The sequence below is a fragment of the Arthrobacter sp. Y3225209 genome (assembly GCF_059090685.1).
This window is the reverse complement of record NZ_JBNHFW010000004.1, coordinates 64,290-76,866: the sequence shown is the minus strand read 5'-3', so window position 1 is coordinate 76,866 and position 12,577 is coordinate 64,290. Positions and strand designations below refer to the sequence as shown.

General features: G+C 64.6%; 10 protein-coding genes. 3 read left to right on the top strand and 7 right to left on the bottom strand.

The genetic code is table 11. The features are described from left to right. The first annotated feature begins 237 nt into the window (after positions 1-237). Positions 238-1,710: a 30S ribosomal protein S1 gene (rpsA, locus tag AC5RVB_RS04270; protein WP_227901950.1), complete on the top strand. Its 1,473-nt coding sequence runs from the start codon at positions 238-240 to the stop codon at positions 1,708-1,710. Between the two features lie 89 nt (positions 1,711-1,799). Here rpsA and AC5RVB_RS04265 read toward each other — a convergent pair whose 3' ends face one another. From AC5RVB_RS04265 to AC5RVB_RS04235, 7 genes are all read right to left on the bottom strand, one after another. Further along, positions 1,800-2,822, bottom strand: coding sequence for a LacI family DNA-binding transcriptional regulator (locus tag AC5RVB_RS04265; RefSeq protein ID WP_494142047.1), 1,023 nt, complete (start codon positions 2,820-2,822; stop codon positions 1,800-1,802). 55 nt (positions 2,823-2,877) lie between these two features. Continuing rightward, on the bottom strand, positions 2,878-4,314 hold the full coding sequence (locus AC5RVB_RS04260; protein WP_494142046.1) for a GH1 family beta-glucosidase: 1,437 nt from the start codon (positions 4,312-4,314) through the stop codon (positions 2,878-2,880). Then, positions 4,314-5,153: a carbohydrate ABC transporter permease gene (locus AC5RVB_RS04255; RefSeq protein WP_227901986.1), complete on the bottom strand. Its 840-nt coding sequence runs from the start codon at positions 5,151-5,153 to the stop codon at positions 4,314-4,316. Before AC5RVB_RS04255 ends, AC5RVB_RS04260 begins: the two co-directional genes overlap by 1 nt. A 62-nt stretch (positions 5,154-5,215) precedes the next feature. Continuing rightward, complete coding sequence (locus AC5RVB_RS04250; protein ID WP_227901943.1) at positions 5,216-6,211, bottom strand: carbohydrate ABC transporter permease; 996 nt, start codon at positions 6,209-6,211, stop codon at positions 5,216-5,218. A 56-nt stretch (positions 6,212-6,267) separates the two neighbouring features. Continuing rightward, positions 6,268-7,581, bottom strand: a complete 1,314-nt coding sequence (locus AC5RVB_RS04245; RefSeq protein ID WP_227927837.1) for an ABC transporter substrate-binding protein — start codon at positions 7,579-7,581, stop codon at positions 6,268-6,270. Positions 7,582-7,868: 287 nt separating this feature from the next. Continuing rightward, entirely contained in the window at positions 7,869-9,038 is a 1,170-nt protein-coding gene (locus AC5RVB_RS04240) for a class I SAM-dependent methyltransferase (protein ID WP_423724591.1), read from the bottom strand. After that, entirely contained in the window at positions 9,023-9,697 is a 675-nt protein-coding gene (locus AC5RVB_RS04235; RefSeq protein ID WP_227927835.1) for an IMPACT family protein, read from the bottom strand. Before AC5RVB_RS04235 ends, AC5RVB_RS04240 begins: the two co-directional genes overlap by 16 nt. A gap of 69 nt (positions 9,698-9,766) precedes the next feature. Between AC5RVB_RS04235 and coaE the strand changes: the two genes are divergently transcribed. Together coaE and uvrB are read left to right on the top strand one after the other, a co-directional pair. Further along, positions 9,767-10,393 carry a dephospho-CoA kinase gene (gene coaE / locus AC5RVB_RS04230; RefSeq protein ID WP_227927834.1) on the top strand — a complete coding sequence of 209 codons (627 nt, stop codon included), beginning with the start codon at positions 9,767-9,769 and terminating at the stop codon, positions 10,391-10,393. Positions 10,394-10,456: 63 nt separating this feature from the next. Beyond that, positions 10,457-12,538, top strand: a complete 2,082-nt coding sequence (uvrB, locus tag AC5RVB_RS04225; RefSeq protein WP_494142045.1) for an excinuclease ABC subunit UvrB — start codon at positions 10,457-10,459, stop codon at positions 12,536-12,538. Positions 12,539-12,577 lie beyond the last annotated feature (39 nt).

The window sequence follows — 12,577 nt, the reverse complement described above, 5'->3', positions numbered from 1 at the left end:
CCGTCTCCCTTTGACCTGCGTTGGCGCGTCCGGCTAGACTGATCGGGCGCGTAATAGCGCGAGTTATTACCCATCCTGTCCATCTCCGGGCAAACAAGCTGTGTGTCAGAGGCGTTTTCGTGCCTAGGGCCTGCACTTGGGCAAGTATCTTGCTTGCGGCGGCCGCTAGGCCTGCTGCCGGTTAAGTGGAAACCAGCCCGGAATACAAAACAACTTCCACATCGGAGTCCCAACTACATGACCATCACCACCAACGAGAAGTCCGGTACCCCGCAGGTCGCCATCAACGACATCGGTACTGCCGAGGACTTCCTCGCCGCGATTGACGCAACGATCAAGTACTTCAACGACGGCGATCTCGTCGAAGGCACCGTTGTCAAGGTCGACCGCGACGAGGTCCTGCTCGACATCGGTTACAAGACCGAGGGTGTCATTCCTTCCCGCGAGCTTTCCATCAAGCACGACGTTGATCCCGGAGACGTTGTCTCCGTTGGCGATCAGGTCGAAGCCCTGGTGCTCACCAAGGAAGACAAAGAAGGCCGTCTGATCCTCTCCAAGAAGCGCGCACAGTACGAGCGTGCCTGGGGCGACATCGAGAAGGTCAAGGAAGAAGACGGCGTCGTTACCGGTACCGTCATCGAGGTTGTCAAGGGTGGTCTTATCCTCGACATCGGGCTGCGCGGCTTCCTGCCGGCATCCCTCGTGGAGATGCGTCGTGTCCGCGACCTGGCTCCGTACATCGGCCAGCAGATCGAAGCCAAGATCATCGAGCTGGACAAGAACCGCAACAACGTTGTTCTGTCCCGCCGTGCATGGCTCGAGCAGACCCAGTCCGAGGTTCGTTCCACGTTCCTCAACAAGCTGGAAAAGGGCCAGGTTCGTCCCGGCGTTGTGTCCTCCATCGTCAACTTCGGTGCATTCGTGGACCTTGGCGGCGTAGATGGCCTGGTTCACGTCTCCGAGCTGTCCTGGAAGCACATCGACCACCCCTCCGAGGTTGTCGAAGTTGGCCAGGAAGTCACCGTTGAGGTTCTGGAAGTTGACCTCGACCGCGAGCGTGTCTCCCTGTCGCTGAAGGCTACGCAGGAAGATCCGTGGCAGACCTTCGCCCGCACCCACGCCCTCGGCCAGGTTGTTCCGGGTAAGGTCACCAAGCTGGTTCCGTTCGGTGCGTTCGTTCGCGTCGAAGACGGCATCGAAGGCCTGGTCCACATCTCCGAGCTGGCTGTCCGCCACGTGGAGCTCGCCGAGCAGGTTGTCTCCGTTGGCGACGAACTGTTCGTCAAGGTCATCGACATCGATCTCGAGCGTCGCCGCATCTCGCTGTCCCTCAAGCAGGCCAACGAGGGTGTCGATCCCGAGGGCACCGAGTTCGATCCGGCTCTGTACGGCATGGCCGCAGAGTACGACGAAGCCGGCAACTACAAGTACCCGGAGGGCTTCGACCCCGAGTCCAACGAATGGCTCGAAGGTTACGAGACCCAGCGTGCCGCTTGGGAGCAGCAGTACGCTGACGCCCAGGCCCGTTGGGAAGCCCACAAGAAGCAGGTTGCTCAGCACAACTCGGAGGATGTTGCAGCTGCATCGGAATCCAACGATTCCGGCACCACCAGCTACTCCTCCGAGCCGGCTGTTGCTGAGACGGGTGCCGGCACGCTGGCTTCCGACGAAGCACTGGCTGCACTGCGCGAGAAGCTCACGGGCAACTAATTCCGGTTTAGTCGCTTCGGCGACCCGGTTGCAGTAACCACATAAAAGCGGACCCCCACGAAAGTGGGGGTCCGCTTTTTGGTTTGCCCTTAAGCCGATTCCCGCTCCACAAGCGAGGTCGGCAGGCGAGTGATCCGCTCAGCCGGCCGGCCCTCGATGAGGTCCACCAGTACCTCGGCCATCTTCTCGCCCAGCAGGGAGATCGGATGGTGGATAGTAGTCAGCGCGGGCGTGAGGCTGGTGGCGTAATAGTCGTCGTCGAAACCGACGACGGCGATGTCCTCGGGGATGCGCAGGCCGTGCTCCCTGATGACCGAGTACGCGCCGGCGGCCATCTGGTCGTTGGCGGCGAACACGCCGTCCAGGGGTGCCCCGCGGTCCAGCAGCCGCCGCATGGCTGCCGCACCGGAGGCGACCGTGAAGTCGCCGATTTCCACCAGCGCGTCTGTCAGCCCGGCGCGGAGAACCTCGCCCCGCCAGCCCGCGAGACGGTCCACGCCCGGGTGCATGTCCTGCGGACCGGCGATGGTGGCGATGTTCGTCCGTCCCGATCCGGTCAGCCGGGCGGTGCCAGTGGCGGCGCCCTTTTCATTGTCGACCTCCACGAAGTACGCATCCGCGGAGTTCAGGAGCGGCCGCCCGGCGAAGACCAGGGGCAGGGAACCGTCCAGATGGGCCCAGGAGTGGTCGCCGGTATGGTGGGAGACCACCAGGACGCCGTCCACGTTGCCGCCCAACAGGTAGCGCCGGGTTTTCTCCGGATTCGATTCCGAGGACGTCACCATGTTGAGCATGTACTCAGTGGTGTTCAGGTACCGCGCAACGCCCTCAACGACGGCGGCGAAGAACGGATCCGCAAAGACCTTCGAGGTGGATTCCGGGACCAGGAGGGTGACCGTGAAAGTACGCCGGCTCGCCAGTGTCCGCGCCGCCCGGTTAGGTACATAGTTCAGGGCCTGCACGGCCTTCTGCACCGAGGCGGTGAGTCCCGGATCAACGGACGATGCGCCGTTGACTACCCGGGACACCGTTGCCCGGGACACCCCGGCCAGGGCCGCGACCATTTCCAGGGTCGGGGCAGGACGGACCTGGCCGGGCTCAGCGTTCACCATGTTCTCCCTCGGGACCGGGGCCGGGACATTCGGCCGATGCCCAGCTTACGGGACCTCACACCGCTGAGGCCGCCGCGGCCGTGCTCCTGCCCGCGGCGATGAGCTGCCGGTAGGCATGGCCGCTGTCCTTCACCGTCCGTTCCTGCGTTTCGTAATCCACCCGCACAATGCCGAAACGCTTGCTGTATCCCCAGGACCATTCGAAATTATCCAGCAGGGACCACACAAAGTAGCCCCTGACATCGGCTCCCGCAGAGATGGCCTCCGAGACCGCCCGGATGTGGTCGAGGATGAACCGGGTGCGTTCCGTGTCCGGGACGCTCCCGTCTTCGAGCACCTCGTCGTCGTAGGCAGCCCCGTTCTCCGTGATGTAGAGCGGCGGCAGCTGCGGATACTCCTCCCCCAGCCGCAGCAGCAGCGTGCGCAAGCCGCCGGGGTTCACCTCCCAGTCCATCCCCGTGCGGGGCAGGCCGCGGCTGGGGAAGGTGATGTGCTCCGCCCCGATCCATGGTGAGGCCGTGGGCCGTCCGGAACCGCCGCCGTGCCCATCCGAGCCGGAGGTGTCCGGATGCCCGCTGATCTGGTCATCGTGATAGTGGTTGACGCCCAGGAAATCGATAGGCGCCCCAATGGTTTCCATGTCACCGGGCAGGATCAGTTCGTGCAGGCCGTACGGTTCGAGGTCGCGGAGCGAGTCCTCCGGATAGGCGCCGCGGAGGATCGGGTCCAGGAAAATCCGGTTCTGCAGGGAATCGAACAACCGGGCGGCCTCCACATCCACCGGGTCCGCCGCGTCGCGGGGGATCGAGTTGCTCAGGTTGAGGGTGATGCCCAGCTCCCTGGCTCCAAGTCCGCGCAGCTCGGTGACTGCCATGCCGTGGGCGAGGTGCTGGTGATGGACGGCGGCAATTGCTGCGCGGGGGTCCTGCCGGCCGGGCGCGTGCGCACCCGAACCATAGCCGAGCAGCGAGGAGCAGAAGGGCTCGTTGAAGGTGGTCCAGTGGGCCACCCTGTCGCCCAGGGCCGAATAGACGTCCTGGGCGTACTCCACGAACCGGAACGCGGTGTCCCGGTTTGTCCAGCCGCCTGCCTCCTCCAGTGCCTGCGGGAGGTCCCAGTGGTACAGGGTTAGCCAGGGGAGGATGCCGGCTTCAAGGAGTTCATCAACGAGGCGGGAGTAGAAGTCCAGGCCCTTCCGGTTGAGGTCCCGGCCGCCTGGCCGCACCCGTGCCCAGCTGGTGGAGAACCGGTAGGAGTCCAGTCCCAGGTCCTTCATCAGCGCCACATCCTGGGGCATCCGGTGATAATGGTCCACGGCCACGGCGGGGGTGTCGCCGTTCCGGACGTTGCCGGGGACGGCCGCGAAGGCATCCCACACGGACTCTTCCTTCCCGTCCTCGGCGGCGGCGCCCTCAACCTGGGCAGCCGCCGTCGCGGAGCCCCAGATAAAGCCGGCCGGGAAGTTGTTCCATTCCGGGGTGTTGTTTGTCATTAGCCCTTCACTGCTCCCTGCATAATTCCGGATATAAGTTGTTTGCCTGCCAGCACAAAGAGCACAAGCAGGGGGATGGTGGCCAGTACTGCGCCGGTCAGGACCACCGAGTAGTCCACGTACCGGGAGGACTGAAGCTGGCTGAGTGCCGTCTGGAGGGTCGGGTTTCCGGCGTCGAGCACCAGCAGCGGCCAAAGGAAGTCAGTCCAGGCCGACATAAAGGTGAACAGGCTGAGAATGGCCATAGCCGGCCTGGCGGCGGGCAGGGCCACATGCCAGAACGTCCGGATCATGTTGGCCCCGTCCATGCGGGCGGACTCAATCAGCTCGTCCGGGATCACGTCCACCAGGTACTGGCGCATAAAGAAGACACCAAATGCCGTCACGAGCGTCGGTACGATCACCGCGCCGATTTCGCCCGTCCACCCGAGGGTCCGCATCACCATGAACAGCGGAATGATGCCCAGCTGGGTGGGTATGGCCATGGTGGCCACCACCGCAACCATCAGCACCCCGTTGCCGCGGAACCGCAGTTTGGCGAAGGCATACCCCGCCAGCGTGGAGAAGATGACGACTGACACCGTGATGATGCTGGAGATCAGGACGCTGTTCCACAGTGCGGTCCAGAACGGGATGGTGTCCATCACCTCGCCGACGTTGGTCCAGAAGTTGCCGCCCGGCAGCAGCGGGGGATAGGTCAGGCCCAGTGCCTCGTTGGACCGGCTGCCCACTATCGCCGACCACCACAGCGGGTAGGCGGAACCGATAAAGAAGGCCAGCAGCAGACCGTACGTCAGGAACCCGGGGCGAAGCCCGTTTCCGAAGGCCCGGTTTCGCAGACTCGGCCCTCTGCGGGGCGGTACCGGTTCCCGTCCGGGCGCGGCCTTGCGCTCTATGACACTCACTTTTTCTTCCCTTTCACGGCGGTGCGGCCGCGGGACGGGCCGCCGGAGGCAATCCGCCTGGACAGGGCCAGGTTGATGATCCCGACAACGATGATCAGGAGGAACAGCAGCCACGCGATGGCAGAGGCCTCGCCGAAGTCCTTGCGCTGGAACCCCATTTCCCAGAGGTACAGAACCGTTGTCTGGAACTGCCGCTGGGAGCCGCCGGCTTCCGTCGGGTCCAGGAGGCGCGGTTCGGTGAAGATCTGCAGTCCGCCGATGGTGGAGGTGATCACCACGAAAATCATGGTGGGCCGGATGCTCGGCAGGGTGATGCTGAAGAAGCGCCGGAAGGCACCGGCACCGTCCAGGGCTGCGGATTCGTAGATTTCCCGCGGCACTGACTGCATGGCGGCGAGAAGGATCAGGGCGTTGTACCCGGTCCAGCGCCAGTTGACCATGCTGGCCACGGCCACATGGCTGGGGAAGGTCTCGGTCCGCCACATGATGGGATCAATTCCGAAGTTCCCCAGGATGCTGTTGATGAGTCCGTAGTCTTCGCCGAACATATTCGTGAAGATCAGTGCCACGGCCACGGGGGTGACCACGTAGGGGACCAGGACACTCATGCGCCAGAAGGTTTTGGCCCGGATGTTCTGGTCCAGCACGGCGGCAATCAGCAGGGCGCCGGCCAGCTGCGGAATGGCTGAAAGCAGGAAGATGCTCATGGTGTTGAAGAGCGAGTTCCAGAAGAAGCGGTCCGCGAGCACATTGGCAAAATTGCCCAGTCCGACAAATTCGCCCTGGCCCTTCAGCAGGTGCCAGTCGTAGAGGGACACGTAGAACGTGTAGATGAGCGGAAAAAGGCCCACCAGCGCGAAAAGGAGAAAGAACGGGGAGATGTAGAGGTACGGCGACGCCTTGAAATCCCAGACGTTAAGGCGCTGCCGGAAAGAGGGTTTGGGCTTGTGCGCCGGCGCCGGGGGCGCGGACGGCTTGAGGGTTACGGTCATTTCGATTCTCACAGTCCATGAGGGGCCCCCGGTTTCCCGGAGGCCCCGACGGGGAGCTAGTCCTGTTCGACCTGCTCGTTCAGCAGTTTGATCGCCTCGTTCCAGGCACCTTCGCCGTCCAGGCTGCCCGCATCAAGCTGCGTCAGAGCGGCTCCGAAGACCTTCTCCTGGATCACCGAGTCATCCGGACCCTTGAACTGCGCCTTCACGCCCTCCGCGCGGGAGGCGAGGATCGCCCCGGTAGGAGCGTCGTTGAAGACCTTATTGGGCGTTGCATCCTCGGCGAGCTGTTGCTGTGCTTCCAGGGTGCTGGGGAAGTTGTTGGCCGCTGCGGACTGCTTGACCTGCTGTTCCGGGGCGGTGAGCCAGGCGGCCAGCTTTGCTGCTTCCTCCTTGTGCTCGGACTCTTCCGATACGGAGAGGAAGGCGCCGCCCCAGTTGGATGCCCCACCGGGGAACACATCGGCGAAGTCCCAGCCGGAGTCTTCGGCACCGCCGGCAGATTCCAGCTGTTCCTGAATGGTGCCGAGCATCCAGCCCGGGCACACGAAGGTGGCGAAGGAACCGTCGGTGAAGGCGCGGCCCTTGCCCCAGTCCCACTTCTTCTCGTTGCCGGACAGGCCGGCCTCGGTTCCGGCAGCGAGCTGCATGAACTGTTCCTTCATGGCGGCGTTGTCCTCAATGTTCAGGTCGCCGTCGGCAGTGTAGTAGCCCTCTTCCATCTGGTTCACCATGGAGTTCCAGACAAATCCTGACTGGTCATACCAGCCCAGCCCGGTCTTCTCGTGGTATTCGTTGCCCAGTTCGAAGTAGCGGTCCCAGGTGGCGTCATCCCCGCCGAAGAGTTCCGCCACTGCCTCGCGGTCGCTGGGCAGGCCGGCGGCTTCGAAGAGCTTTCCGTTGTAGCACAGGCCCTGCGGCCCGATGTCCGTGCCGTAACCGATAACGCGGCCCTCCGCGTCGGTGCCCTGCTGGTATTTCCAGTCGACCCAGTTGTCCTTGATGTCCTCAGCGCCGTAGTCATTCAGGTCCACGAATTCGTCGGAGACCTCCATGACGGCGCCGAGCCAGCCTTCTTCGATGGCGACGACGTCGCTGACGCCGGAGCCGGCGGCCAGTTTCGTGAAGAGGTCAGTCTGCGCGTTGGCTCCGCGGTCGATGTTGTTGTGCCGGATCTTGATGCCCGGGTTCGCTTCTTCGTACTCGGCGTAGAGATCGTCGTAGCCGAAGGTGCCGAAGGTGGTGATGGAGATTTCCAGGGGATCCTCCGCGGTGCCGGCCTGGCTGTCTCCGCCGCCACAGCCGGCGGCGAGCAATGCGAGGGCTGCGGCGCCTGCCACTGCTCCTGCCCGGTGCTTAAAGTTCTTCACGGTCACTCCTTTGTGTGTGGGTCTAGCCGGTGGTGATAACTGTTTGGACCGTGCCGGGACAGCAACCGGACCTGATCCGCCGGGGGGGGGCGGGACTGAAGCTGGATACAAAAGAGAGCCGGTCCGCAAACATCCGCCGGACTGAGAGAGCGCTCTCTGATCTTCGTGTGAGCCTAGGTGTGACAACGGTCACTGTCAAGAGAGCGCTCTCTCAGATTGGTTGTGCGGGATTATGCGCTGCGGGGGAAGAGGGACGTCCCGCCCGGCGTGCCGGGGCTACTGTCCGCTTAGGCGCGTGTGCTGACCGTGATCGTGAATTTGGGGTTGCGGGCTACTTCACGGGTGGGGCCGACCAACCGGGTCAGGGCCGGCTTGTAGGCCAAATGGCTGTTCCAGACCGTCCAGAGTTCCCCGCCGGGCACCAGGACACGGCCGGCGTCGGCAAACAGCTTCAGCGCAATACCGGCGTGCACGCTGGCACCGATATGGAACGGCGGGTTCAGCACCACCAGTTCGGCTGAACGCTCCGGAAGACCGGCCAGTGCGTCATCCCGCCGGACCCGCACCTGCTCCGCCACGCCATTGGCTGCCATGGTTGCGGAGGCGGAGGCCACGGCGGCAGCTGACTGGTCTGTGGCCAGCACCTGCAGATCCGGGCGGGTCAGTGCCAGATAGGCGGCTATGGCCCCGGTACCGCAGCCCAGATCGATGGCGGACGCCGCCTGCCGTGCTTGCGCCAGGTACGGCAGCAGGAACCGGGTGCCGATGTCCAGGGATGCCCCGGCAAATGCGGCACCGTAGCCCCGCAGTTCCAGCGGTGCGGTGAGTCCGACATCGTGCTTCTGGGCGAGCGGAAACCGGTCCTCAGGCAGCCGCTCAGCGGGCAGCGGACCGGCCGCGGTCAGGATCCGGGATTTCTGCCGGGCCAGGCCGGCGGAGACGGAGCCGAACCACCGCCCCAGGACGGCGTTCATGGCGGTGGTCATGTGCTTGACCCTGCCGCCGGCATAAACCACCACACCGGGATCGGCATGCCGTGCGATCAGGGCGGCTATTTCCTCGAGCGCGTCAAGGGACCGCGGCAGCCGCAGCAGCACCGTGCGGGCTCCGTGCACCAGTGCCGGATCCAGCGGCAGCGAGCTGTACACCCCGGCCAGCCCGGCGGCGTCGGCGTTGCGTGCCAGTGCCAGCTCACCGGAATACGGATCCTGATGGACCCGCAGGTCCCGCACACCGTGCAGCGCGGCCGCTCCGAGAGTCAGCGCACCATAGGCGTCCCCAATGACGACGACGCCGCCTGCGTCCGCGCGCAGGCGGTCTGCGGCGGTATCCAGCAGCAGCCGGTCCGCAGCATCGTGGGCCTGCAGGTTCTCTGCCTCGACATCGGGGCGGCGGCTGAGGTTCTCAAAGGAAAACCCGGGTGTCACGGCGGGGTCTTGCGTCACAGGTCGATCCATTCTGTTCCAAGCGGTTCCGGGGTGCTGACCCCGGCGGTGAAGGCTGCCAGCCGGTCATGAAAATGCTCAGCACTGCCCGGGATGTCCGGCAGTGCCACGGTGATACTGGCCCCGGCCGCTCCGTAGTCGGTGCCGGTGACGCTGAGGCCGGCATTGCGCAGGTCGTTTTCCAGCCGTCCAGCCTCGGCGTGGCCGGCCGGCACCGCGTAAAGCAGCATCCGACGCCGTTGCAGCAGGGGAGCGGTGGACAGGGCAGTGGAGACGGATTCCGAGTAGGCCCGCACCAGTCCGCCGGCACCCAGCAGAATGCCGCCGAAGTAGCGTACGGTGACCGCCGTGATGTCGCTCAGGTCCGTAGCGCCGCCGGCGGTTTCACGTTTGGTCAGTGCCTCCAGCATGGGGATGCCGGCGGTTCCTGAGGGTTCGCCGTCGTCGTTTGAGCGCTGGACCTCGCGTCCCGGGCCCAGGACGAAGGCGCTGCAGTGGTGCCGGGCGTCGTGGAATTCGCGGCGCAGTTCTGCGACCAGCGCCCGTGCCTGGTCTTCGGTTTCGGTGCGGCGCAGCACCGTGATGAAGCGTGAGCGTTTGATCTCCAGTTCGGAGCGGTGCTCCCCGGCAACGGTGGTGTAGCGCCCCGCCGCCGCGTCGATGTCACTCACCCCTTTAGTCTAGTGGTCCGGCGTCGCGACTGCCCGGGGGCCCGGGGCTTCGGCGGTAGGCTGGGCTGCATGCTCAAGGTTGGACTCACCGGCGGGATCGCCGCCGGAAAATCCCTGGTTGCCCGGACCCTCGTGGAATGCGGCGCCGTTTTGATTGATGCCGATGCCCTGGCCCGCGAGGTGGTGGAACCGGGAACTGACGGTCTCGCCGCCGTCGTGGAGGCGTTCGGTCCTTCCGTTCTCGCGCAGGACGGCAGTTTGGACCGTGCCGCGCTGGCGGCAGTGGTGTTCGGCGACGATGAGCGCCGGGCGGTCCTTAACGGCATCATTCATCCGCTGGTCCGTGCCCGCGCCGCAGCGCTGGCGGCTGAAGCTCCGCAGGATGGAATCCTGGTGCAGGATATTCCGCTGCTGGTGGAGACCGGACAGGCCGGAAACTTTGACTTTGTGCTCGTGGTGGAGGCTCCCGAAGAGGAACGCCTGGTCCGGATGGTCCGGGACCGCGGGATGGATCCCGACGCCGCACGGGCGCGGATCGCGGCGCAGGCCACCGCCGCTGAGCGCGCGGAGGCCGCCGACGTCGTCCTGCACAACACCGGTACTCCCGAAGACCTGGCGGCCGCTGTGCGGGCGCTGTGGGAACAGAGACTGGTGCCGATGAACCGGCGCAGGCCGGACGCCGAAGGGACCGGATAATTTCCGTTCAGCCCCTAGCAAAGCGGACCACGGCTGACCGCATGGCGGAGTAGTTTTGTAGACATGAGTCTTGCGCAGGACATCAAGAGAGTAGTGGCGCCCTTCGAGGTCGTCAGCGATTACCGGCCGGCCGGCGACCAGCCCACCGCCATCAAGGAACTGGCCGAACGGATCAATGCCGGCGAGAAGGACATAGTCCTCCTCGGAGCCACCGGTACCGGCAAAAGTGCCACCGCGGCATGGCTGGTGGAACAGGTTCAACGGCCCACCCTGGTCATGGTGCAAAACAAGACCCTCGCCGCCCAGCTGGCCAACGAATTCCGTGAGCTGCTGCCGAACAACGCCGTGGAATATTTCGTTTCCTACTACGACTACTACCAGCCGGAAGCCTACGTCCCGCAGACGGACACCTTCATCGAGAAGGACTCCTCCATCAACGAGGAAGTTGAACGGCTGCGGCACTCCGCCACCAACGCCCTGCTGACCCGCCGCGATGTCATTGTCGTGGCCACCGTTTCCTGCATCTACGGTCTGGGCACCCCGGAAGAGTACATCGAGCAGATGGTGACCCTGCGCCGCGGGCAGCAGATGAACCGAGATGACCTGCTGCGCAAGTTCGTGGCCATGCAGTACGTGCGCAATGACATGGACTTCCACCGCGGCACTTTCCGGGTGCGGGGCGACACGGTGGAGATCATCCCGATGTACGAGGAAAACGCCATCCGCGTCGAGTTCTTCGGCGACGAGATCGAGAACATCTATACCCTGCATCCGCTGACGGGCGACGTCATCCATGAAGAAACCGAGATGTACGTTTTCCCGGCGTCGCACTACGTCGCCGGTGAGGACCGGATGCAGTGGGCTATCCGCAACATCGAGGATGAACTGCAGGTGCGGCTGGCGGAACTTGAATCCCAGAACAAGCTGGTCGAAGCCCAGCGGCTGCGGATGCGCACCACCTATGACCTGGAAATGATGCAGCAGATGGGGTTCTGCAACGGCATCGAGAACTACTCCCGGCATATTGACGGCCGCGGCCCGGGGACCGCCCCGCACTGCCTGCTGGACTACTTCCCGGACGATTTCCTGCTCGTGGTGGACGAGTCACACGTGACCATTCCGCAGATCGGCGCCATGTATGAAGGCGACATGTCCCGTAAGCGGACCCTGGTGGACCACGGCTTCCGGCTGCCCTCGGCCATGGACAACCGGCCGCTGAAGTGGGACGAATTCCTCGAGCGGATCGGCCAGACCGTGTACATGTCCGCCACCCCGGGCAAATACGAACTGTCCAAGTCGGACGGCTACGTGGAGCAGATCATCCGGCCCACCGGGCTGGTGGACCCGCAGGTGGTGGTCAAGCCCAGCAAGGGCCAGATCGATGACCTGCTCGGCGAGATCCGCACCCGCACGGAACGGGACGAGCGCGTGCTGGTGACCACCCTGACCAAGCGCATGGCCGAGGACCTGACCGGGTACCTCCTCGAGCACGGGGTGAAGGTGGAGTACCTGCACTCCGACGTCGACACCCTGCGGCGCGTGGAGCTGCTGCGCGAGCTGCGGATGGGCACGTTCGACGTGCTGGTGGGCATTAACCTGCTCCGTGAGGGCCTGGACCTGCCCGAGGTGTCGCTGGTGAGCATCCTCGATGCCGACAAGGAAGGCTTCCTGCGTTCCTCCACGTCGCTGATCCAGACCATTGGCCGCGCCGCGCGTAACGTCTCCGGCGAGGTCCACATGTACGCGGACCGGATCACCGACTCCATGGCGCATGCCATCGACGAAACCAACCGTCGCCGGGACATCCAGATCGCCTATAACAAAAAGCACGGCGTGGACCCGCAGCCGCTGCGCAAGAAGATCGCCGACATCACCGATCAGCTGGCCCGCGAGGACGCCGACACCAAGGCACTCCTGGAGGAAGCGGCCAGGAACAAGAAGGCCAAGGGCAAGGGCAAGGCTGTCCGTAAGGACGGACTTGCCGCCGCCCCGGCGGAGGACCTGACCGAGCTGATTGCCTCCATGACCGAGCAGATGCATGCGGCCGCGGCCGAGCTGCAGTTCGAACTGGCAGCCCGCCTGCGCGACGAGGTGGGAGACCTGAAAAAGGAACTGCGGCAGATGCAGTCTGCCGGGCACGCCTAGGGTTGCTTCGCGTCTATTGTCGGCGGCCGGCGCTACGCT